General features: G+C 74.1%; 18 protein-coding genes. 14 read left to right on the forward strand and 4 right to left on the reverse strand.

What is annotated here, in order from left to right; all coding sequences use genetic code 11:
* Positions 1-6 precede the first annotated feature (6 nt).
* Positions 7-1251 carry an MFS transporter gene (locus ACPFP2_RS15345; protein ID WP_424089835.1) on the forward strand — a complete coding sequence of 415 codons (1245 nt, stop codon included), beginning with the start codon at positions 7-9 and terminating at the stop codon, positions 1249-1251.
* Between the two features lie 10 nt (positions 1252-1261).
* Here the strand turns inward: ACPFP2_RS15345 and ACPFP2_RS15350 are convergent, their stop codons facing one another.
* The gene (locus ACPFP2_RS15350; protein WP_424089836.1) at positions 1262-1750 is read right to left on the reverse strand and encodes a hypothetical protein; all 489 of its coding nucleotides are present in this window, start codon (positions 1748-1750) and stop codon (positions 1262-1264) included.
* A gap of 104 nt (positions 1751-1854) precedes the next feature.
* Between ACPFP2_RS15350 and thrB the strand changes: the two genes are divergently transcribed.
* From thrB to ACPFP2_RS15365, 3 genes are all read left to right on the forward strand, one after another.
* A complete protein-coding gene (gene thrB, locus ACPFP2_RS15355) occupies positions 1855-2799 on the forward strand; it encodes a homoserine kinase (protein WP_424089837.1) in 945 nt (314 codons plus the stop codon).
* A gap of 298 nt (positions 2800-3097) precedes the next feature.
* Positions 3098-5284, forward strand: a complete 2187-nt coding sequence (gene rho, locus ACPFP2_RS15360; RefSeq protein ID WP_424089838.1) for a transcription termination factor Rho — start codon at positions 3098-3100, stop codon at positions 5282-5284.
* A 139-nt stretch (positions 5285-5423) separates the two neighbouring features.
* The gene (locus tag ACPFP2_RS15365) at positions 5424-8915 is read left to right on the forward strand and encodes a phosphodiester glycosidase family protein (protein ID WP_424089839.1); all 3492 of its coding nucleotides are present in this window, start codon (positions 5424-5426) and stop codon (positions 8913-8915) included.
* An 82-nt stretch (positions 8916-8997) separates the two neighbouring features.
* Here ACPFP2_RS15365 and ACPFP2_RS15370 read toward each other — a convergent pair whose 3' ends face one another.
* On the reverse strand, positions 8998-9933 hold the full coding sequence (locus ACPFP2_RS15370) for an AAA family ATPase (protein WP_424089840.1): 936 nt from the start codon (positions 9931-9933) through the stop codon (positions 8998-9000).
* A gap of 236 nt (positions 9934-10169) precedes the next feature.
* On the opposite strand from ACPFP2_RS15370, the gene rpmE reads away from it, so the two are divergent.
* Both rpmE and prfA read left to right on the forward strand, forming a co-directional pair.
* The gene (rpmE, locus tag ACPFP2_RS15375; protein WP_088975813.1) at positions 10170-10394 is read left to right on the forward strand and encodes a 50S ribosomal protein L31; all 225 of its coding nucleotides are present in this window, start codon (positions 10170-10172) and stop codon (positions 10392-10394) included.
* Positions 10395-10516: 122 nt separating this feature from the next.
* Complete coding sequence (prfA, locus tag ACPFP2_RS15380; protein ID WP_424089841.1) at positions 10517-11605, forward strand: peptide chain release factor 1; 1089 nt, start codon at positions 10517-10519, stop codon at positions 11603-11605.
* A 16-nt stretch (positions 11606-11621) separates the two neighbouring features.
* On the opposite strand, the gene ACPFP2_RS15385 is transcribed toward prfA, so the two are convergent.
* On the reverse strand, positions 11622-13172 hold the full coding sequence (locus ACPFP2_RS15385) for a diguanylate cyclase domain-containing protein (protein ID WP_424089842.1): 1551 nt from the start codon (positions 13170-13172) through the stop codon (positions 11622-11624).
* Positions 13173-13256: 84 nt separating this feature from the next.
* Between ACPFP2_RS15385 and prmC the strand changes: the two genes are divergently transcribed.
* The 4 genes from prmC (at position 13257) to ACPFP2_RS15405 (ending at position 17778) form a co-directional block, all read left to right on the forward strand.
* A complete protein-coding gene (gene prmC / locus ACPFP2_RS15390; protein WP_424089896.1) occupies positions 13257-14195 on the forward strand; it encodes a peptide chain release factor N(5)-glutamine methyltransferase in 939 nt (312 codons plus the stop codon).
* Positions 14195-14839 (forward strand): L-threonylcarbamoyladenylate synthase, encoded by a 645-nt coding sequence (locus ACPFP2_RS15395; protein WP_424089897.1) that lies wholly within the window; start codon positions 14195-14197, stop codon positions 14837-14839. Before prmC ends, ACPFP2_RS15395 begins: the two co-directional genes overlap by 1 nt.
* Positions 14840-15451 (forward strand): phosphotyrosine protein phosphatase, encoded by a 612-nt coding sequence (locus ACPFP2_RS15400; protein ID WP_424089843.1) that lies wholly within the window; start codon positions 14840-14842, stop codon positions 15449-15451.
* 209 nt (positions 15452-15660) lie between these two features.
* On the forward strand, positions 15661-17778 hold the full coding sequence (locus ACPFP2_RS15405) for a transglycosylase domain-containing protein (RefSeq protein WP_424089844.1): 2118 nt from the start codon (positions 15661-15663) through the stop codon (positions 17776-17778).
* A 131-nt stretch (positions 17779-17909) separates the two neighbouring features.
* Here ACPFP2_RS15405 and ACPFP2_RS15410 read toward each other — a convergent pair whose 3' ends face one another.
* Positions 17910-19373, reverse strand: coding sequence for an SDR family oxidoreductase (locus ACPFP2_RS15410; RefSeq protein WP_424089845.1), 1464 nt, complete (start codon positions 19371-19373; stop codon positions 17910-17912).
* 35 nt (positions 19374-19408) lie between these two features.
* On the opposite strand from ACPFP2_RS15410, the gene glyA reads away from it, so the two are divergent.
* From glyA to atpB, 4 genes are all read left to right on the forward strand, one after another.
* Positions 19409-20698: a serine hydroxymethyltransferase gene (gene glyA, locus ACPFP2_RS15415; RefSeq protein ID WP_424089846.1), complete on the forward strand. Its 1290-nt coding sequence runs from the start codon at positions 19409-19411 to the stop codon at positions 20696-20698.
* Positions 20691-21122, forward strand: a complete 432-nt coding sequence (locus tag ACPFP2_RS15420; protein ID WP_424089847.1) for a hypothetical protein — start codon at positions 20691-20693, stop codon at positions 21120-21122. Before glyA ends, ACPFP2_RS15420 begins: the two co-directional genes overlap by 8 nt.
* A 174-nt stretch (positions 21123-21296) precedes the next feature.
* Positions 21297-21533, forward strand: coding sequence for an AtpZ/AtpI family protein (locus tag ACPFP2_RS15425; protein ID WP_424089848.1), 237 nt, complete (start codon positions 21297-21299; stop codon positions 21531-21533).
* 11 nt (positions 21534-21544) lie between these two features.
* Entirely contained in the window at positions 21545-22342 is a 798-nt protein-coding gene (gene atpB, locus ACPFP2_RS15430) for a F0F1 ATP synthase subunit A (protein ID WP_424089849.1), read from the forward strand.
* The last annotated feature ends 66 nt before the right edge of the window (positions 22343-22408 follow it).

Raw genomic sequence — 22408 nt, forward strand, 5'->3', positions numbered from 1 at the left:
CGGCACGTGTCCTCCACCCTCTCGGTCCTGACCCGTAACCGGGACTTCCGCAATCTCTTCCTGGCCGAGCTGGTGGTCTTCGGGGCCGACTGGTTCGTCATGGTGCCGCTGCTCGTGCTGCTGCCCGAGTTGACCGGCAGCGGCGTCTGGGGAGCCCTCGTGCTGGCGCTGGACACCGGTGTCGTGGCGCTGCTGCTGCCGTACACGGGCACGATCGCGGACCGCTTCGACCGCAAGAAGATCATGATGGTGGCGAACCTGGCCGCCCTGGTCGGCGTGCTGCTCCTGCTCGGCGTCCGCGACGCCGGCACCGCCTGGCTGGCGATGGTGGGGATCGCCGTGGTGGCGGTGGCCAAGGCGTTCTACTCGCCCGCCGCCCAGGCCGCCCTGCCCAACGTGCTCGATCCCGAGGAGTTGGCCGCCGGCAACGCGATCGCCGGCTCGGCGTGGGGCACGATGACCGTGGTCGGCGCCTCGCTCGGCGGTGTCCTCAGCGCGGCCACCGGGCCGTACACCAGCTTCTGGGTGGCGGCGGTCGGCCTGGCGCTGGCGGCGTGCCTGGCCGCGTTGATCCGCCGGCCGTTGCAGGCGCCCCGCGAGGCCGACCGGCCGACGCCGCGCACCTGGGCGGCGATCCGTGAGGCCCTCGGTCACATCGGGCACCGCCCCCGGGTGCTCGCGCTGGTCACGGTGAAGTCGGCGGTCGGCCTGGGCAACGGTGTGCTCACCGTCTTCCCGCTGCTCGCCGCCGTGTACGGGGCGGGTTCCGTCGGCACCGGCCTGCTCTTCGCCGCCCGGGGCGCGGGGGCGCTGGTCGGGCCGATCCTGATGCGTCGGGTACTCACCAACCGGGCCTGGCTGCTGCCCGGCCTGGCCGTGTCGATGTCCCTGTACGGCCTGTCCTACCTGGGCGCCTCGGTGGCCGGCTGGTTCCCGCTGGTGCTGCTGCTGGTCTTCGTCGCCCACTTCGGCGGCGGCAGCAACTGGGTGCTCTCCAACTTCGCCCTCCAGGGCGAGGTGCCGGACCGGCTGCGCGGCCGGGTCTTCGCCACCGACATGATGCTGGCGACGCTGGCCATCTCGGTCAGTCAGCTCGTGGTGGCCTCGGTGGTGGACGTGGTCGACGAGCGGGTGGTGCTGGCCGGCTGCGGCCTGGTGACCCTGGTGTACGCGGTGGGCTGGCGGATCGCCACCCGCCGCCTCTCGCTCTCCGACCCGGCCGTCGAGCCGCAGCCGACGGCGACGACCTGACCCGCCGGCGTCAGTCCCGGCCGGGGGCGGGCGAGGGCAGGTCGGTGGCGCCCCACTGGGTGGCGGGCGGCGTCGTGCCGGCTCCGGCCGGCGCGGCGGGAGGGGCCGCGTCAACGGCCGGTGCGGTCCAGGACCCAAACGGGCCGACCGGCGCGTCGGTGCGGCCGCGCCCGGCGAACACCGCGCCGACCAGCAGCCCGAGCCCGACCGGGAAGCCCACCGAGGCGACCGCGGTCACCGCGAAGCTGATCATGCTGATGCGCCGGTAGCCGCCGTCGCGCATCCAATCGGCGCCGACCAGGTGCGGAAAGGCGAGGTTCCAGGCCAGGGAGACCAGCCCGGCCGCCAGCAGCACGAGCGCGCCGGACGACAGCAGCACCCGGGCCCGGCGCGGCAGTCGGTCTCGACGGGTCGCGGCCAGCACCAGGGCGGTCACCAGGACCGCGATGGTGGGCAGCTCCATGACGAAGGTCAGGATCGAGAAACCGTACCGCTGCATGCCGCCTCCGCCTGCCGATGTCGGGGTCAGGCTAGCCGTGACGATCAAGTCCCACGGTCCGGGCGACGCTCCGCGACGGCGGCCCGGGGCCCTAGCATGAGCCGGTGCCGTTGACTTTCGCCGCCGGGCCGGTCCGGGTCCGGGTCCCCGCCACCAGCGCCAACCTCGGTCCGGGCTTCGACGCGCTCGGTCTCGCCCTCGGGCTGCACGACGACGTGGCGGCGGAGGTGACCTCCGGGGGCGTACGCGTGACGGTGCGCGGCGAGGGCGCCGGCGAGCTGCCGGCGGACGACCGGCACCTGGTGGCCCGGTCGATGCGTCGTACCTTCGACGTGCTCGGGGGGCAGCCGGCCGGGCTGGCGCTGGAGTGCGTCAACCGGATCCCGCAGGCCCGTGGGCTGGGTTCGTCCTCGGCGGCGATCGTGGCCGGGGTGCTGCTGGCCCGGGCGTTGGTGACCGACGGCGCCGAGCGGCTCGACGACGCCGGGGCGCTGCGGCTGGCGGCCGAGATCGAGGGCCATCCGGACAACGTGGCCCCCTGCCTGCTGGGCGGCTTCACGATCGCCTGGACGGAGCCGTCCGGGGCCGACGCGGTTTCGCTGCCCGTCGCCGAGGGGGTCCGGCCCACCGTCTTCGTCCCGGCCGAGCGTGGCCTCACCGAGACGGCGCGGGCGGCGCTCCCACCCACCGTCCCGCATGCCGACGCCGCGATGAACGCCGGCCGGGCAGCGCTGCTGGTGCACGCCCTGACCGCCGCGCCGGCGCTGCTGCTGCCGGCCACCGTCGACCGGCTGCACCAGGACCACCGTGCCCCCGGTATGCCGCAGACGGCGGCCCTGGTCGCGGCGCTGCGTGCGGCGGGTGTGGCGGCCGTGGTCAGTGGGGCGGGGCCGACCGTGCTGGCCCTGACCGAGCCGCCCGCCGACTTCGCGCCGGGAACAGAATGGCAGGTCTGGCGGTTGGCGATAGAGGCGAGCGGTGCGACCGTCGCGCGGGGTAGACTGGGACACGCCGAGCGGGGCCCTGTTGCCGCAGGTCGGAAGAGTTGATTACGCTCTAGACTCAGCACAGCCGCGAAGCATGCGATCTCCCTGCGGGTCGGCGCACCCCCGAAGCTATCGGCGGTCAGCCCGTCACCCCTGCCAAAGGCCCACGCCGCACCGCAGTTTCCACAGGTCGCCGCAGACGGCGAGACCTGCTCACCGAGGTTGGTGAGTCGGGAGACCGACCGGCTGCTGTGCCACAGACTCCCGCGACGCGTCCCTGCGAGGCGGGTGCACCGAGGCCGCCCGGCCACCTGAGCTTGTCGACTCCGGGCAGTCCCGGCCTATCGAGGGAAGGAATCCATTGAGCGACACCACCGACGTGACGTCGGATGTTTCCAACGTCGCTGGCGATGCCACCACTGCCGCCCCTGCCCGTCGTCGGCGCAGCGGTACCGGCCTGTCGGCCATGCTGCTGCCGGAGCTCCAGAGCCTGGCCGCGTCGCTCGGCATCTCCGGTACGGCTCGCATGCGCAAGGGCGAGCTGATCAGCGCGATCACCGAGCGGCAGCAGGGTGGCGCCGCCGCCACCGGCACCCCTCGACCGCGGGCCGAGGTCGCGGCCGCGACCGCCCCGGCCCGTGAAGAGGTCCACGCCGAGGTACGCGAGACCGCCGAGCAGGCGCCGGCCGCTCCGGCCGCCGCCGGGGAGCCCGAGGGACGTACCCGGACCCGGCGCAGCCGGGCCGCCGCGGCCGAGACCCGTGCCGCGGAGACCACCCGTCCCGCCGAGACCCGGACCGAGGAGGCCGCCCCCGAGACGGGCGAGCGCGCCGAGCGCGGCGAGGGTCGAGGTGGCCGGGACCGGGCCGAGCGCGGTGACCGGGCCGAGCGTGGCGAGCGGGCCGAGCGCGGTGACCGGGCCGAGCGTGGCGAGCGGGCCGAGCGCGGTGACCGGGCCGAGCGTGGCGAGCGGGCCGAGCGCGGTGACCGGGCCGAGCGTGGCGACCGGGCCGAGCGCGGTGACCGGGCCGAGCGCGGTGACCGGGCCGAGCGTGGCGAGCGGGCCGAGCGTGGCGAGCGGGCCGAGCGTGGCGAGCGGGCCGAGCGTGGCGACCGTAACGACCGGGGCGAGCGTGCCGATCGTGGTGACCGGGGCGAGCGGGCCGAGCGGGGCGGCGACCGCAACGAGCGGGCCGACCGCGGTGAGCGGGCCGACCGCGGTGACCGCAACGACCGTGGTGACCGCAACGACCGCGGTGGCGACCGGGCGCAGCGCGTCGACGACTCCGACGAGGACGGCGAGGGCGGCGGCCGGCGTGGCCGGCGCAGCCGTTTCCGTGACCGCCGGCGAGGCCGGGGCGAGCGGGCCGAGGGCGGCAACGACGGTGGCGGCCGCGAGCCGCAGGTCGGCGAGGACGACGTGCTCGTCCCGGTGGCCGGCATCATCGACGTGCTCGACAACTACGCCTTCGTCCGGACCACCGGCTACCTGGCCGGCCCGAACGACGTGTACGTCTCCATGTCGCAGATCAAGAAGTACGGCCTGCGCCGCGGTGACGCGATCACCGGTGCGGTGCGGGCCGCCCGCGACGGTGAGCAGCGGCGGGACAAGTACAACCCGCTGGTCCGGCTGGACACCATCAACGGCATGGAGCCGGACGAGGCCAAGCGTCGTCCCGAGTTCTACAAGCTCACCCCGCTCTACCCGCAGGAGCGGCTGCGGCTGGAGACCGAGCCGCACATCCTCACCACCCGGGTGATCGACCTGGTCATGCCGATCGGCAAGGGGCAGCGCGCACTGATCGTGTCGCCGCCGAAGGCCGGTAAGACCATGGTGCTGCAGGCGATCGCGAACGCGATCACGCACAACAACCCGGAGTGCCACCTGATGGTGGTGCTGGTGGACGAGCGGCCCGAAGAGGTCACCGACATGCAGCGGTCGGTGAAGGGCGAGGTCATCGCGGCCACGTTCGACCGTCCGCCGCAGGACCACACCACCGTGGCGGAGTTGGCGATCGAGCGGGCCAAGCGCCTGGTCGAGCTGGGGCACGACGTCGTCGTGTTGCTCGACTCGGTGACCCGGCTCGGGCGGTCGTACAACCTGGCGGCGCCGGCCAGCGGCCGGATCATGTCGGGTGGTATCGACTCCACCGCGCTGTACCCGCCGAAGCGCTTCCTGGGTGCGGCCCGCAACATCGAGAACGGCGGCTCGCTGACCATCCTCGCCACCGCGCTGGTGGAGACCGGGTCCATGGCGGACACGGTCATCTTCGAGGAGTTCAAGGGCACCGGTAACGCGGAGCTGAAGCTGGACCGGAAGATCGCCGACAAGCGGACCTTCCCGGCCATCGACATCCACCCGTCCGGCACGCGCAAGGAGGAGATCCTGCTCGCGCCGGAGGAGCTGGCCATCGTGCACAAGCTCCGCAAGGTGCTGCACTCGCTGGACTCGCAGGCGGCGCTCGACCTCCTGCTGGACCGGCTCAAGCAGTCCCGCACCAACATCGAGTTCCTGATGCAGATCGCGAAGTCGACGCCGGGCGAGTAGTCCGGCCGAGACGACGGAAGGGCACGACCGGTCACCGGTCGTGCCCTTCCGCGCATCGGGGCCCGGGTGGCCTGAAATTTTCCTTCAGTTCAGCGCGAAGTATTGAAACTCCTGTTCGTCTTCGGGTTGACTGTCGTCCATGCGCACCCGCAGTCGCACCGCCCACCTCGCCGGCGTCCTGCTGCTGACGCCGCTGATCGGCCTGGCCGGGCCGGTACCGGCCGGCGCGGGGACAGCCGACCCCGGTGTCGGCACCGCCGCCGAGGACGCTCCCCGCTCCTCGTCACACCCCGCCGGCTCCGTCACGCTGGCCCGCGACCCGGCCGCCGCCGTCGCCGCGACGGCGACGACCACCGGCGTCGAGCCGGCCGGCGGCCTGGAGACCGAGCGGACCACCCGGCCGGTCGCGCCGGGGCTGCACCTGACCTCCTTCGACCGGTACGACGCGGCCGGCTGGTTGCGCGCCGACGCGCTCACCGCCGACCTCGGCGGCGGGCTGCGGGTCGACTACGTCAACTCCGGCGCGGTGGCGAAGGCCGAGCCGCTGCGCGGCGCGGTGGACCGGTCCCGCGCGGTGGCCGCCGTCAACGGCGACTTCTTCGACATCAACAACTCCGGCGCGGCGCAGGGCGTCGGCATCCAGGGCGGTGAGCTGGTCCAGTCGCCGGTCGCCGGTCACCACAACGCCGCCGCGATCACCGCCGACGGCCTCGGCCGGGTGGTGCAGGTGCACTTCGACGGCACCGCGACGCTGCCCGCCGGGCCGTTGCGGCTGACCCAGTTCAACAACATGGTGCAGGTGGGTGGCGTCGGCGTGTTCACCGCGCTCTGGGGTTCGTACCCCCGGGTGCGCGCGGTGGCCGGGGCGGCCCGGGTGGCCGAGGTCGTCGTCCGGGACGGCCGGGTGGTGTCGGTGACCGGCGCGGCGGGTGAGGGGCCGATCCCGGCCGGCAGCACCGTGCTGCTCGGCCGGGACGCGGGCGCCGACGCGCTGGCCGTGCTGCGTCCCGGAGACCTGGTCGACCTGACCTGGCAGCCGAAGCCCTCGGACGGCGGCCCGCTGCGCGCCGCGGTCGGTGGTGGCAACGTGCTGGTCCGCGACGGGGTGGTGCAGTCCATCGCCGACCCGACCCTGGCCCCGCGCACCGCGGTCGGTTTCTCCGCCGACGGCCGGCGGATGATCCTGCTGACCGTGGACGGCCGGCAGGTGGACAGCCGGGGCGTCACCCAGACCGAGATGGGCCGGATGATGGCCGAACTCGGCGCGCACCACGCGCTCAACCTGGACGGTGGCGGTTCGTCCACCCTGCTCGCCCGGGAGCCCGGCGCGGCCGCCGTGCAGGTGGAGAACAGCCCGTCCGACGGCGTCGAACGGGCCGTGCCCAACGGTCTGGCCGTCTACGCCCCGCAGGGCAGCGGCCGGCTCACCGGGTACTGGCTGGAGACCGCGAGCGACCCGACCGCCGCGCCCGGCGTCGCCCCGGTCCGGGGTGGCCGTCCCGACCGGGTCTTCCCCGGCCTGACCCGTCGGCTCACCGCCGCCGGCCACGACGAGACGTACGGCCCGGCGGCCGGCGCGCCCCGATGGCGGGCGAACCCGGCGGTGCACGGCACGGTCCGCGACGGCGTCTTCTCCGCCGGCGTCCCCGGCCGCAGCACCGTCACCGCCTGGCGGGACTCGGCGAGCGGGACCCTCGACCTGACCGTGCTCGGCCCGCTGGCGCGGGTCGACTCCACCGTGGACCGGGTCGGGCTGAACCGGGCCGGGGACGCCGGCCTGTTCGGCGTCGTCGGCTACGACGCGGAGGGGAACACCGCCCCGGTCGAGCCGGCCGACCTGGCCCTGGAGTACGACCGTGAGCTGCTGGAGGTCACCCCGACCGCCGACGGCAACCTGTCGGTCAGGGCGCGCACCGACACCGGCTCCGCCCTGGTCACCGCCCGGGTCGGCGGCCACACCACGGTCCTGCCGGTCACCGTCGGGCTGACCGGCGTGCCGGTGGCCGGCTTCGACGACGCGGCCTCCTGGCGGTTCAGCCAGGCCCGGGCCGCCGGCTCGGTCGCCCCCGCTCCCGGGCACACCGGCACCGGGTTGCGGATGTCGTACGACTTCAGCCGCTCGACCGGCACCCGGGCCGCGTACGCCGACCCGCCGGCCTGGATCGCGGTACCCGGCCAGCCGCAGGCGTTCGGGATGTGGATCCACGGCAACGGCACCGGGGAGTGGCCCAGCCTGCACCTGCACGACGCGCAGGACACCCAGCACGTGCTGCGCGGCCCACTGGTCACCTGGTCCGGCTGGCGGTACGTCGAGTTCGCCGTCCCGGCCGGGGTGCAGTACCCGGTGCGGGTGCGCCGGTTCTACGTGGCGGAGACCAGGCCGGACGCGCAGTACACCAGCGAGGTGGTGATCGACGACCTGGTGGCGAAGGTGCCGCCCACCGTGGACGTACCCGCCGAGCCGGCCCGCACCGACCGGGTGGTGCTGCACGACGGCACCGTGGACGGCGCGCCCTGGCGTTTCGCGGTGCTGTCCGACGCCCAGTTCGTCGCCGCCGACCCGGACAGCGACCTGGTCGCCCAGGCCCGCCGTACGCTGCGCGAGGTCCGCGCGGCCGACCCCGACTTCCTGGTGATCGACGGCGACTTCGTGGACACCGCGTACCCGGCGGACTTCGCGTTGGCGAAGCGGCTGCTGGACGAGGAGCTGGGCGGCGCGGTGCCCTGGTACTACGTCCCCGGCAACCACGAGATCATGGGGGCCCCGATCGACAACTTCCGGTCCGTCTTCGGTGCCACGTCCCGGGTCTTCGACCACCGGGGCACCCGGTTCGTCACGCTCAGCTCGGCCACCGGCTCGCTGCGCGGCGGCGGCTTCGACCAGGTGCGGATGTTGCGCGAGGCGCTCGACTCCGCCGTCGGGGACCCCGCGGTCGGCTCGGTCGTGGTGCTGCACCACCATCCGCCGCGCGACCCGAGCCCGGCGAAGGCCAGCCAGCTCACCGACCGCAAGGAGGCGGCGCTGGTGGAGCAGTGGCTCGCCGACTTCCAGCACCGCACCGGCAAGGGCGCGCTCTTCGTCGGCGGACACGTCGGCACCTTCCACGCCGACCGGGTCGACGGGGTGCCGTACGTGATCAACGGCAACGCCGGCAAGAACCCGTCCACCCCGGCGCAGCTCGGTGGCTTCACCGGCTGGACGGAGGTCGGCGTCGACCCGGTCACCCCGGCCGAGGCCGACCGGGCCCGGCGTGACCCGCTCGCCGAGGGGCCGCGCTGGGTCGCGGTCGAGTTCCACGCGCACGTCGACCGGCTGGCGGTGACCGCGCCGGCCACCGTCGCGGTGGGCGCGCCGGCCCGGGTGACGGCGACGCTGACCCAGCCCGGTGGTCGTGCCGTGCCGGTGGCGGCGCCGGTGAGCGCGGACTGGTCCGGCTCGCCGTCGGTGCACGTCGGACCGGCGGCCGGGGTCAAGCCGTGGCACGTGGCGCGCTTCGACCCGGCGACCGGGGAGTTGACCGCGTTGCGGCCCGGCGCGTCGGTGGTGCTGGCGGTGACCGTCAACGACGTGCGCGCCGAGGCGACGGTCGCGTTGACGGCGGTGGACCCGGGGGAGGCTCCCGCCGCCTGACGGGTGGCCCGGGGCGCGCGGGTGCGACGCGCGCCCGGTCGCCCGGGTGGGCCGGCGGGGTGAGCCCCGTCGGCCCACCGGCTCAGAAGTCGCCCTCGGCGACCTGGAAGACGGTCAACCCCAGCGACCGCCACATCCGTACCACCTGCTGCCGGTCGTCGAAGACGCCGGCCACCCGGTAGCGGTCGCGCACCTCGCGCTCGTAGATCTCCTGCTTCACCACGGCGTCCTTGCGGTGGTCGCCCACCGCGCGCAGGTGCAGCCCGAGGTACGGCACCCGGACGTGCCGGTCCAGCCAGGCCACCGTGGCCTCCCGGGCGGAGGCGTCCCGGCCCGAGCAGAAGACCACCCCGTACCCGGCGGCGTGCATCGCCCGGACCGCCGCGATCACCGCCTCGTTCGGCGCGTCCTCGCCCACCCGGGTCATGTCGTACGGGCTGCGCGAGACGGTCAACGCGACCGTGCCGTCGATGTCGACCAGCACGATCTCCGGTGGCCCGGACGGGGCGGTGGCCACCTCGGCGGGCCGGCCGGTGCGGGCCGTGGGCACCGGCAGCGGCAGCGGCCGGTGGGCCAGGTAGCGCTCGTGCAGCCGGCGGATGGCCGCCTCGCCGACCCGGTCGCCCTCGGCCCGCGCGGCGTCGCGGCGCAGGCACTCGTCCAGCGGCACGTCGGTGAAGTCGTGCACCTCGAACTCCGCGCCGTGGCGGGCGGCCAGGTCGGCCCACTCGCGCAGGGTGCGCGAGCGCAGGTTGGTGTCGTCCACGCAGACACTGGCCCCGGAGCGCAGCAGGGCCTCCACCTGGGCCCGCTGGACGAGCGTCACCTGGTACTCGGCGCGTTGGGTGAAGAGCCGCTCGCCGTGCAGCATCCGGCGCAGGTCGTCCCGGTTGACCCGGACCACGGCCGGTTGGAGCGTACGGGCGAAGGTGGTCTTGCCGGAGGCGGGCAGCCCGCGGGTGGCGACCAGACGGGGCGTCCTGCCCGTTCCGCTCCGGTTCGGGGACGAATCGGGCACCGTCCCACCGTACGCCGCCGACGTGAATGCTGCTCCCGGGCAGCGGGAATGCGGCAGGTACGCCGGGCGTTGGCGTGTGCGGACCGATCGTGCGGCCCGCCTGACGGGTCGGCTCACGCCCATGGCACACTGGTCAATCGGCCACCGGTTCCGGTTCACGCCCGAGTCCGTCGCGCACCGGGCGACGGGGAGATCAGCGGCGACCCGGCGACCACCGACGAGAGGACCGAGGCGACATGAAGCCCAACATCCACCCGGAGTACGTGACCACCGAGGTCTCCTGCTCCTGCGGTAACACCTTCACGACCCGTAGCACCGCCAAGGGCGGCGCCATCCACGTCGAGACCTGCAGCGCCTGCCACCCGTTCTACACCGGTAAGCAGCGCGTCCTCGACACCGCCGGCCGGGTCGCCAAGTTCCAGCAGAAGTACGCCAAGGTTCAGGCGAAGAAGGCCAAGTAGCTTTCCCGACGACGCCCGTGTCCGGCTCCGTGCCGGGCGCGGGCGTTCGTCCGTTCCGTCCCCTTCCTGGTCGTTCGACCAGCAGCTGGCCCAGCCGCCCGATCGTCGAAGGAGCACCCCGCATGAGCAGCGAGCGTCTGGCCGCCCTCCTCGACGAGTACGGACAGCTGGAGAAGCGGTTGGCCGACCCGGCGATCCACGCCGACCAGGGCACCGCCCGCCGGGTCGGCCGCCGGTACGCCGAGCTGGTGCCGCTGCACAAGGCCGCCGGTGAGCTGGAGCAGGCCCGCGCCGACCTGGCCGCGGCGAGGGAACTGGCCGCCGAGGAACCGTCCTTCGCCGCGGAGGCCGAATCGATCGCGGCCACCCTGCCGGTGCTGGAGGAGCGCCTGGCCGAGCTGCTCATCCCGCGCGACCCGCACGACGCCAAGGACGTGATCATCGAGATCAAGGCCGGCGAGGGCGGTGAGGAGTCCGCGCTCTTCGCCGGTGACCTGCTGCGGATGTACACCCGGTACGCCGAGCGCCGCGGCTGGCTCACCGAGGTCATCGACGCGCAGGACTCCGACCTGGGCGGGGTCAAGGACGTCTCGCTGGCCATCAAGACCAAGGGCGTGCCCGAGGGCGGCAACGGGGTCTGGTCCCGGCTGAAGTGGGAGGGCGGCGTGCACCGGGTGCAGCGCGTCCCGGTCACCGAGTCGCAGGGGCGGATCCACACCAGCGCCGCCGGGGTGCTCGTCCTGCCCGAGGCGGAGGACGTCGACGTCACCATCGACCCGAACGAACTGCGGATCGACGTGTTCCGCTCGTCGGGGCCGGGCGGGCAGTCGGTCAACACGACCGACTCGGCGGTCCGGATCACCCACCTGCCGACCGGTGTCGTGGTCTCCTGCCAGAACGAGAAGTCCCAGCTGCAGAACCGCGAGCAGGCGATGCGCATCCTGCGCGCCCGGCTGCTCGCCGTGGCCCAGGAGCAGGCCGACGCCGCCGCCTCCGACGCCCGCAAGGCGCAGGTGCGTACGGTGGACCGCTCGGAGCGGATCCGCACCTACAACTTCCCGCAGAACCGGATCACCGACCACCGCATCGGCTACACGGCGTACAACCTGGACCTGGCTCTCGCCGGTGACCTGGACGGCGTCCTGGACGCCCTGGTCGAGGCCGACCGCGCCGCCCGGCTGGCCGGCGACACCGAACTCACCCGCCGCTGACCCCGGCCCTGCGGGGTCAGGAGGCGTAGGGGCGGTGCTTGGCGCGCAGCATCTCCCGGTCGGCGATCTCGAACGCCGCGCCGAGCGCGTCCCGCGCCGCGCCGCTGTCGCCGTCGACCTCGGCGAAGCCGATGCTCACCCCGACCGGGGTGCCGGGCACCAGCGACTCCCAGTCCTCGGTGCGCACCGCGGCGTCGATGCGCCGGGCCACCTCGGCGGCCTCGGTCATCCCGGCCCCCGACAGCACCACGACGAACTCGTCCCCGCCGTAGCGGGCCACGAAGTCGCCCCGGCGCATCACCCGGTTGATCACCCCGGCGATCCGTTGCAGGACCAGGTCGCCGGAGTGGTGGCCGTGGTGGGTGTTGACCGCCTTGAAGCCGTCGAGGTCGCAGACGCCGATCACCACCCGCTCGCCCCGGGCCGTCACCGAGGCGACGTAGCGCTCCAGTCGGCGCCGGTTGGGCAGCCCGGTCAGCGGGTCGGTGAGCGCCTCGCCCTCGTACCGGGCGGCCTCGCGGCGCATCTCCTCGTGGTCGATGCGGGCCGCGATGCCGTCGATGTAGACGTCCCGCAGCCGGTCGTTGCGCTGGGCGGCGAGGCGGAACGCCATCCGGTCGGCCCGGTGCGCGCCCGCGTGGTCGCCCGCCCGGGCGAAGGCGATGCTGCGCAGCCGGGACGGCTCGGCCGCCCCGAGCGTCTCGTTGGAGACCAGGGCGGTGTCCAGGCGGGTGATCGCCTCGATCGGCCGGCCGCCGGCGATGGCCAGGCAGATCTGCCCGAGCTGGCGCATGTCGCGGGCCCGGGCGCTGTCCCCGCCGTGGCCGAGCAGCCGGACCGGGTCGGCCGCCGTGCCGCTCTCCACCGGGTCGCCGAGGGCGGCGCGGCGGGCCGCCGCGTAGCCGTACGCGGCCAGGCTGCTGGGGCGCAGCCGGTCGCCGCGGCCGTCGCGGACGAAGCGGGCCAGGTCGATGGCGATGTCCCGGAGCACCCGCAGGCAGCCGTCGCTGTCGCCGTTGTGGTCGAGGGCGACCGCGTTGCGCAGTCGGATGCCCGGCGCGGCGAAGACCTCCTCGGGGAGCCCGGCGGCCAGCCCGTGCTGCCGGGCCCGTTCGATCGCGCCGAGCGCGTACCCGTGGAAGCTGAGGTAGGAGTACGCCATCGCCAGGTCGTGCCAGCCCCAGGCGGTGTCCCGGTCCTCCTCCTCGGCCGCGCCCAGCGCCCGGGCGGCCCGGACCAGGTGGGTGACGCAGCGGTCCAGCGCGCCCTGGTGGTGCGCGGCGAGTGCGGCCAGCGCGTTGAGGTGCCCGTGCAGGTACGGCTCCGGCAGGTCGCGGACGGCGTCGGAGGCCTCCTCGATCGCCCGGGTGAACTCCGCGGTGCGGCCGAGATTGATCAGTGCGCAGAGCCGTTGGACCAACGCGTCGGCGCGGGCGTGCGGATCGGCGGTGGTGCGCAGCACCCGGTCGAGCAGGCCGCACGCCTCGGCCGAGCGGCTCGCCTCCTGCAACGCCCGGGAGCGTTGGAGAGCGTCAACCTGGTCCTCGACCCGGTCGAGCCACGCCACCTGCCAACCTCCCTGTCGGTGTGCGTCGGGACGCACCCGCTCGTGGAGGGGGCCGCGACGCTTCATGATTATGTCGTGACCTCCCTGCCGCGCCACCCCTCCGAAGGGACAGAACGCGAGCGGCCCTCACTGGCCGTGGCCCGCGCCGCCCGTACCCTCGCCGCCGCCGGGGTCGCCTCGGCCCGGGCGGAGGCCGAACAGCTCGCGGCGTACGTGCTCGACGTGCCCCGGGGCCGGCTGGCGCTCGCCGACGGCTTCGACCCCGGCCAGCGGGACCGGTTCGAGGCGCTGGTGGCCCGGCGGGCCGAGCGGGAGCCGTTGCAGCACCTCACCGGCCGGGCCGGCTTCCGGCACCTGGAGCTGGCCGTCGGGCCGGGGGTGTTCACGCCCCGCCCGGAGAGCGAGCTGCTCGCCGGCTGGGGGATCGCCCGGGCCCGACGTCGGCCCGACCCGCTGGTGGTCGACCTGTGCAGCGGCTCCGGCGCGATCGCCCTGGCGGTGGCCCAGGAGGTGCCGGCGGCGCGGGTGGTGGCCGTGGAGCGCTCGCCGGCCGCGTTGGAGTGGCTGCGGCGCAACGCCGCCGAGCGGGCCGCGGCGGGGGACCGGCCGGTCGAGGTGGTCGCCGCCGACGTCACCGATCCGCGGCTGCTGGCCGCCCTGGTCGGCCGGGTCGACGTGCTGCTCTGCAACCCGCCGTACGTGCCGCGCGCGGTGGCCGTACCGCCGGAGGTGGCCCGCCACGACCCGGACGAGGCGGTCTTCGGCGGGGCGGACGGGCTGGACGTGATCCGCCCGGTGCTGTCGCGCGCGGCCGAGCTGCTGCGCCCCGGCGGTGGGCTGGGCGTCGAGCACGACGACACGCACGGCGCGGCGGTGCCGGCGCTGCTCGCCGCCGACGGCCGGTACGCCGAGGTCGAGGAGCACCGGGACCTGGCCGGCCGGGCCCGGTTCGCCACCGCGTCCCGCCGGGCGGACGGCCGCCGCCCCGACACCGCCCCGGCGTGGCAGACTGGCTCCTCGTGATGCTCTACGACTGTCGGTCGCCCGCCGACCGGGACCGCGGCATCGCCGCTGCCGTCGAGGCGGTCAAGAACGGCGAACTGGTCGTCCTGCCGACGGACACGGTCTACGGGATCGGGGCGGACGCCTTCACCCCGTACGCGGTCAAGGCCCTCGCCGACGCCAAGGGCGGCTCCCGGCAGGCGCCGCCGGTGCTGATCGGCTCCCGGCACACCCTCGACGGCCTGGTCTTCTCGCTGCCCCGCGCGGCCCGCGACCTGGTCGAGGCGTTCTGGCCGGGGGCGCTGACCATCGTGGTGGAGCACTCGCCGAGCCTGGCCTGGGACCTGGGCGACGCCAGCGGCACGGTGGCGGTGCGGATGCCGCTGCACCCGGTCGCGCTGGAGGTGCTGCGGGAGACCGGCCCGATGGCGGTCGCGTCGGCCAACAAGACCGGCCAGCCGGCCGCGCTCACCGCCGAGGAGGCGCGCGACCAGCTCGGGTACCAGGTCCGCGCGTACCTGGAGGCCGGGCCCTGCCCGGACCCGGTGCCGAGCACCATCGTCGATCTCACCGGCGAGGTGCCGCGGGTGCTGCGCCTCGGCGCGATCGGGCTGGACAAGCTGCGGGACGTCGTCCCGGACATCCTCGACGAGCAGGGGGCCTGAGTGCCGCCGTTCACCGTCCTGCACGTCTGCATGGGCAACATCTGCCGGTCCCCGATGGCCGAGCGGCTGCTGGCGCTGGCCGTCCGCCAGCGGCTGGACCGGCTCGGCGTCGACCCGACCCGCTCCGACGAGCTGCTGCACAGCCACAGCGCCGGCACCGGTGGCTGGCACGCCGGTGAGGAGATGAACCCGCCGGCGGCCCGCCAGGTGCTCGCCCGCGGCGGCGACGTCGACGGCTTCGCCGCCCGCAAGCTCCGCTCGGACCTGATCGACGCCGCCGACCTCGTCCTCACCGCCACCGCCGACCAGCAGGAGTACGTGGTGGCGCTGCGTCCGGACGCCGCGTCCCGCACCTTCGTGCTCGGTGAGTTCGGCCGGCTGCTCGGGCTGGTCGACGCCGCCGCCCTGCCGGCGGCGCAGCCCACCCCCGACGCCCTGTACGCCCGGGGCGTGGCGCTGGTGGAGGCCGCCGACGCGGCCCGGCAGGGGGCGTCCCCGCTGCACTCGGACGACCTGGACGACCCGTGGGGGCGGGGCGACCAGTGCTTCGACCGGGTCGCCGACGAGATCGAGGAGACGGTGCACCCGCTGACGGCGGCCCTGCTGCCCTGACCGCCGGCCGGCGCCGTCGGCCCGACGGCGGCGGTGGCACGAGGTGACCGGAGCCGCCGCCACCCTCCCGGGTGACGCGTCACGGTGTGTCCGGCTCTGCGCGCCGCATCCCGCTCGCGAATTTCCTCCGGATCTGGGGAAACGTGAGGGCGGAAGGGGCATAGCGGGTCATTCTGGACGGGTCCTGCCGGCTCCTGCGAGGAGAGCTGATGATCCGGGCCCATCTCGACAAGTTGTTCACCGTGGTGCTCGCCGGCGTGCTCGCCGGGCTGGTGCTGGCGGTGGCGGCCCTTCCGGCCGCGCTGGTGTTCGGGATCGGCTTCGGCGCCTTCGCCATGCCGTACTCCGAGCTGCCGGAGAGCCTGCGCAAGCCGCCCACGGTCCAGCGGTCGAACCTGTACGCCAACGACGGCCGCACCCTGATCACGTCCTTCTACACCGAGGACCGGGTGGACGTGCCGCTGGACAAGGTGGCCCCGGTGATGCGGCAGGCCATCGTGGCCGCCGAGGACGCCCGGTTCCACCAGCACAAGGGGGTGGACGTCCGGGGCGTGGTCCGGGCCTTCACCAACAACCGGCGCGACGGCGTCACCCGGCAGGGCGCCTCCACGCTGACCATGCAGTACGTGCGCAACGTGCTGGCGGGTGACCCCCGGCTGACCAAGGAGCAGCGCCAGGCGGCCACCGAGATCACCGCCGCCCGCAAGATCCGGGAGATGCGGTACGCCCTCGCGCTGGAGCGGGGGCTGAGCAAGGACGAGATCCTCAAGCGCTACCTCAACATCGCCTACTTCGGCGCCGGGGCGTACGGGATCGCCGCCGCCAGCAAGCGCTACTTCTCCATCCCGCCGGCCCAGCTCACGCTCGCCCAGGCGGCCCTGCTGGCCGGACTGGTCCGCTCGCCGAACACCGACGACCCGATCAACGGCGACGCCGACGCGGCGCTGGGCCGCCGGGCGTACGTGCTGGACCGGCTGGTGGAACTGCGGCAGGTGTCGCCCGCCGAGGCGGCGCAGGCGAGCCAGGCCCCGCTGGCGCTGCGGCCCAGCGAGACCCCGAACGACTGCACCGCCGTGCCGGCGGAGCAGAACGACTGGGGGTTCTTCTGCGACTGGTTCACCCAGTGGTGGAGCGCCCAGCCGGCCTTCGGCGGGTCCGCGCCCGAGCGGCAGGACACCCTGCGCCGGGGCGGTTTCCGGATCGTCTCCTCGCTCGACCCCGACGTGCAGCAGGCCGCCATGCGGCAGGTGCTCGACATCTACGACCGCGACGAGCGGCACGCGGTGCCCACGGCGGTGGTCCAGCCCGGCACCGGCCGGGTGCTGGCCATGGCGGTCAACCGGAACTACAGCGTGGCCGACAACCCACGCGGGTGGAAGAACCACCCGAACACGGTCAACCAGCTCGTCGGCGGCGGCAACGGCATCGCCGGCTACCAGGCCGGATCGACGTTCAAGCTGTTCACCCTGCTGGCCGCGCTGGAGGCGGGGCTGCCGCTGGAGACCGGCTTCCGCGCCCCCAGCCGGATCCTCACCCGCTTCCCGGCCGACGAGGGGCGGGCGAGCTGCGGCGGCCAGTGGTGCCCGGTCAACGCCTCCCCGTCGTACATGGACGGCTACCACAGCATGTGGACCGCCTTCGGCCGCTCCGTGAACACCTACTTCGCCTGGCTGATCGAGCGGGTCGGGGCGGACAAGGTGGTGGAGATGGCCCAGCGGCTGGGCATCGGGTTCCGCGCCGACGGCGACGCCGAGCTGGCCCGCAGCGGCGCGCGGGACTGGGGTGCGTTCACCCTCGGTGTCTCCTCCACCACCCCGCTCGACCTGGCCAACGCGTACGCCACGGTGGCGGCCGAGGGCACCTGGTGCGCTCCGCTGCCGGTCGTGTCGATCACCGACAGCGCCGGGCAGGAGGTGGCCGCCGGGCGTCCGGACTGTCGACAGGCCGTCGCCACGGACGTGGCCCGGGCGGCGGCCGACGCGGCCCGCTGCCCGGTCGGCGACCAGTCGATGTACGGCCGCTGCGACGGCGGGACGGCGCAGCGGCTGCGCCGGGCGCTGGGTCGGCCGGTGGCCGGCAAGACCGGCACCTCGGAGCGGAACGAGACGACGTCGGTGGTGGCCTTCACCCCGCAACTCGTGGTCGCCCAGATCGCCGCCAACCCCGACGACCCGCGTGACCCGGTCGGTCCGACGGTCCAGAGCCGGATGGTCGCGGCGATCGGCGAGATCCTCGACCACTCCCTGCGTGAGCAGCCGGTGCGCGACTTCGTCCCGCCCAGCGAGGCCGTCGCCTACCGCCTCGGCGGCCCCCGCGACGGCAACTGACCCGCCGCCGCGCGCCGTCGAGACGCGCCGCACACGCGCCCGCCGACACCCGCCGCGAGACCACCGGCCAACACGCGCCGCACGCGCCCGCCAACACCCCGCGCGCCCGCCGACACACGCGTCGCCGGAGGTCAGAGCGAGTGTGCGGCGCCGCGGGCGATGTTGCGGGCCATGCCGCCGAAGACGACGGCGTGGAACGGGGCCACCGCACCCCAGTAGAGGTGCCCGGCGAGGCCGCGGGGGAGGAAGACGGCGCGCTGGACGTAGCGGCTGTGTCCGTCCCCGGCGGGCTCGGCGCGCATCTCCAGCCAGGCCCGGCCCGGCAGGCGCATCTCGGCGCGCAGCCGCAGCAGTTCACCCGGGACGATCTCCTCGACCCGCCAGAAGTCCAGCGCCTCACCGACCTGGAGGCGGTGCGGGTCGCGCCGGCCCCGGCGCAGCCCCACCCCGCCGACCAACCGGTCCAGCCAGCCCCGCACCGACCAGGCGAGCGGGAAGGAGTACCAGCCGTGCTCGCCGCCGACCCCCTCGATGACCCGCCAGAGCGCGTCGCGCGGCGCGGCCACCGTCCGCTCCCGGACGTCGGTGTAGGCCGTGCCACCGGACCACTGCGGGTCGCTGGGCAGCGGCTCGGCCGGCGCGTCCGGTCCGCTGGCGGTCGACCAGCGGGTCTCCACCTGGGCGTCGCGCACCTTGGTCAGCGCCAGCGCGACGGCCTGGTCGAAGCTGGTCAGCCCGTCGGGCGGGTCGGGGATCCAGCGGGCGATGTCGTGTTCGCCCGCCACCGCCTCGTGGACCAGGCTCTCCACCAGCGGTCGGGCGATGCTGTTGGGCACCGGGGTGATCAGCCCGACCCAGTGCGAGGAGAGCGACGGGGTCAACGGCCGCACCGGCAGGATGATCCGGCGGCGCAGGCCGGCGACCCGGGCGTAGCGCTGCATCATCTCCTGGAAGGTGAGCACGTCCGGGCCGCCGATGTCGAAGGCCCGGTCGACCTCCGGCGGCAGGGTGGCGCAGGCGACCAGGTAGCGCAGCACGTCGCGGACCGCGATCGGCTGGATCCGGTTGCGTACCCAGCGCGGGGTGACCATGGCGGGCAGCCGCTCGGTCAGGTAGCGCAGCATCTCGAACGACGCCGAGCCCGAGCCGATGATGACCGCGGCCCGCAGCACCACCGTCGGCACGCCGCTGGCGAGCAGGATCCGGCCGACCTCGGCGCGGGAGCGCAGGTGCGGCGAGGGCAGTTCGCCGTCGGACTTCGGCTCCGGCCCGCCGAGGTAGACGATCCGGCGTACGCCGGCCGCGACGGCGGCCTCGGCGAAGCGGGTCGCCGCCTCCCGGTCGGCGGCCTCGAATCCGGCCTGCCCGAGCGAGTGCACGAGGTAGTACGCGACGTCGACGCCGGCGAAGGCGGCCGGCAGCGTCTCCGGTTTCCGCAGGTCGCCCTCGGCGATCTCGGCCCGTGCCGCCCACGGCACGTCCCGCAGCCGGGCTGCCTTGCGGGCCAGACAGCGCACCTCGTGCCCCTCGGCGAGCAGCCGGGGCGCCAGCCGCCCGCCGATGTAACCCGTGGCTCCGGTGACGAGGCATCTCACGGCTTCCAGTGTGCGGCCCCATAGACTCCTTCGCTGTGGAGAACGCGAGGGACACCTTCTGGGGGCCGGACTTCCAGCAGCTCAGCACCGTCGACCCGGAGATCGCCGGGGTGGTGCTCGGCGAACTGGACCGGCTGCGCGGCGGCCTGCAACTGATCGCCAGCGAGAACCTGACCTCCCCGGCGGTGCTCGCGGCGCTCGGCTCCACCCTCACCAACAAGTACGCCGAGGGCTACCCGGGCCGGCGCTACTACGGTGGCTGCGCCGAGGTGGACCGGGCCGAGGAGATCGGCATCGCCCGGGCGAAGGAGCTCTTCGGGGCCGAGCACGCCAACCTCCAGCCGCACTCCGGGGCCAGCGCCAACCTGGCCGCGTACGCCGCCCTGGCGCAGCCGGGGGACACCGTGCTGGCGATGGACCTGCCGCACGGCGGGCACCTCACCCACGGCAGCCGGGTGAACTTCTCCGGCAAGTGGTTCCACACCGTCGGCTACACCGTCCGGCCGGACACCGAGCTGATCGACTACGACGAGGTGCGCGATCTCGCGCGGGAACACCGGCCCAAGATGATCATCTGTGGGGCCACCGCATACCCCCGCCTGATCGACTTCGCCCGGTTCCGGGAGATCGCCGACGAGGTCGGGGCGTACCTGATGGTGGACGCCGCGCACTTCATCGGCCTGGTCGCCGGCAGGGCGATCCCGTCGCCGGTGCCGCACGCCGACGTCGTCTGCCTCACCACCCACAAGGTGCTGCGCGGCCCGCGCGGCGGCATGATCCTCTGCCGGGAGTCGCTGGCCCAGCGGATCGACAAGGCGGTCTTCCCGTTCACCCAGGGCGGACCGCTCATGCACGCCGTCGCGGCCAAGGCGGTCGCGCTGCGCGAGGCGGCGCAGCCGGAGTTCCGCGCGTACGCCGCCCAGGTGGTCGCCAACGCGCAGGCGCTCGCCGCCGGGCTGGCCGCCGAGGGGATGCGACCGGTCTCCGGCGGCACCGACACCCACCTGGCCCTGGTCGACCTGCGCGAGACCGGGGTGACCGGGGCCGAGGCCGAGGCCCGCTGCGACGCCGCGACCATCACCCTGAACAAGAACGCCATCCCGTACGACCCGCAGAAGCCGATGGTCGCCTCCGGTATCCGGGTCGGCACCCCGAGCGTCACCACCCAGGGCATGCGGGAGGGGCAGATGCGGCAGGTCGCCGCGCTGATCGCCCGCGCGGTGCGTACCGACCCGTCGGCCCCCGGGGGCGCCGACACGCTCGCCGGGATCGCCGGTGAGGTCGCCGAGCTGGTCGCCGCCTTCCCGGCGTACCCCCGTGGCTGAGCCCGGGGTGCGCGCGGCGCAGGCGGCCGACGACCGGCGCTGGCGGTTGCGCCACCTCCCGGTGCTGCTGCTGGCCTCGGCGGTGCTGGGCGCGGTGGCCGCTCTGGTCGGCGGGGTGACCGGCGGCGCCGACGCGGCGCTCGGCGCGGCGGCCGGGGTGGCCGTGACCGTGGTCAGCTACACCCTGACCACGGTGGTGCTGGCCTGGGCCGACGCGATCAACCCGCAGCTGGTGCTCCCCTTCGGACTCGGCCTGTACGCGGCGAAGTTCACCCTCCTCGGGGTGGTGATGGTGGCCGTGGCGTCGACCGGCTGGGACGGTCTGATTCCGCTCTGTGTCGGCATCGCCGCAGGCGTGGTGGTCTGGACCGGGGTGCACATCTGGTGGCTGACCAGGGTGCATTCCCGTGGCTCCGCCCGCTGACCGTCCCACCTGTCGGACGGCGCGCCGCACTGTCGGTGTTCGGTCGTTTTCTGGGTGGCGGAAGGGGAGTAGCGTGCCCCCAGACGACGTGACCCGCCAGGCGCCCACACAACGACGGTTGTGCGGGGGGTGAGGCACAGCCTCGTCTACCCGGCTGATATCGTTCGCCCCGTCATGGCTGGTGACCAAAACCCCCGACCCACCGGCGGCCCGGACGACGTTCCGACCGGAGCCGGCCAGGGTTGGACCGCGCTCTCGTACCTCATCGGGGGCATGCTCGTCTGGGGTTTCATCGGCTGGCTGGTCGACCAGTGGCTCGACACCGGGGGCATCGCCACCGGGATCGGCGTCGTGCTCGGCATGGCCGGGGGGATCATCCTGGTCGTCCGCCGACTCGGCACGCCTACTTAGGAAGGGACGCGGTGTTCGGACAGGCGAACGTCCTGGCAGCGGGCCAGGCGGCATTCCCACCCAGCGTGGAGGACTTCTACCTGCCCAGCATCCTGCCCTGGGGTGCGGAGAACTCGTACTGGTTCACCAAGATCACCGCCATGGTCTGGATCGCGGTGGGCGTCCTGATCGTCTTCTTCCTGGCCAGCTACCGCAAGCCGCAGCTGGTGCCGACCAAGAAGCAGTGGCTCGCCGAGTCGATCTACGGCTTCGTGCGCAACAACATCGCGATCGACATGATCGGGCACGCGGGTGTGCGGTTCGCGCCGTACTTCACCACGCTGTTCTGCTTCATCCTGCTGACCAACTTCTTCGCGATCGTGCCGCTGTTCCAGATCTCGCCGAACTCGCACATCGCCTTCCCGGCCTTCCTCGCCGTGATCAGCTACGTGATGTTCATCTGGGTCGGCATCCGGCACCACGGCTTCGGCAAGTTCTTCAAGAACTCCCTGATCCCGCCGGCACCCTGGTACATCCTGCCGCTGCTGATCCCGATCGAGTTCTTCTCGACCTTCCTCGTCCGGCCGTTCTCGCTGGCCGTCCGTCTCTTCGCGAACATGTTCGCCGGCCACATGCTCCTGCTGGTCTTCACGCTCGGCGGCTTCGCGATGCTCAACGCCAACGTCTGGCTGGCGCCCGTCTCGGTGCTGTCCTGGGTGATGACCGTCGCCCTGACCTTCCTCGAGTTCCTGGTGATCGTCCTGCAGGCGTACGTCTTCACGGTGCTGACCGCCAGCTACGTGCAGGGCGCGCTCGCCGACGAGCACTGATCCACCTCGTACCAACAGTTGTCGTCCCGCGTGACCGTCACGCGTGATAACCAGGAGGAACCCACT

The organism is Micromonospora citrea (genome assembly GCF_049629545.1).
In the GTDB taxonomy this organism is placed as follows: domain Bacteria; phylum Actinomycetota; class Actinomycetes; order Mycobacteriales; family Micromonosporaceae; genus Micromonospora; species Micromonospora citrea_A.

Excerpts from the sequence above, each read along its gene's own strand:
- ACPFP2_RS15350 (WP_424089836.1), bottom strand. The coding sequence starts at position 1,750 with ATGCAGCGGTACGGTTTCTCGATCCTGACCTTCGTCATGGAGCTGCCC.
- ACPFP2_RS15365 (WP_424089839.1), top strand. The coding sequence starts at position 5,424 with ATGCGCACCCGCAGTCGCACCGCCCACCTCGCCGGCGTCCTGCTGCTG.
- rpmE (WP_088975813.1), top strand. The coding sequence starts at position 10,170 with ATGAAGCCCAACATCCACCCGGAGTACGTGACCACCGAGGTCTCCTGC.
- prfA (WP_424089841.1), top strand. The coding sequence starts at position 10,517 with ATGAGCAGCGAGCGTCTGGCCGCCCTCCTCGACGAGTACGGACAGCTG.
- ACPFP2_RS15395 (WP_424089897.1), top strand. The coding sequence starts at position 14,195 with ATGCTCTACGACTGTCGGTCGCCCGCCGACCGGGACCGCGGCATCGCC.
- ACPFP2_RS15405 (WP_424089844.1), top strand. The coding sequence starts at position 15,661 with ATGATCCGGGCCCATCTCGACAAGTTGTTCACCGTGGTGCTCGCCGGC.
- ACPFP2_RS15425 (WP_424089848.1), top strand. The coding sequence starts at position 21,297 with ATGGCTGGTGACCAAAACCCCCGACCCACCGGCGGCCCGGACGACGTT.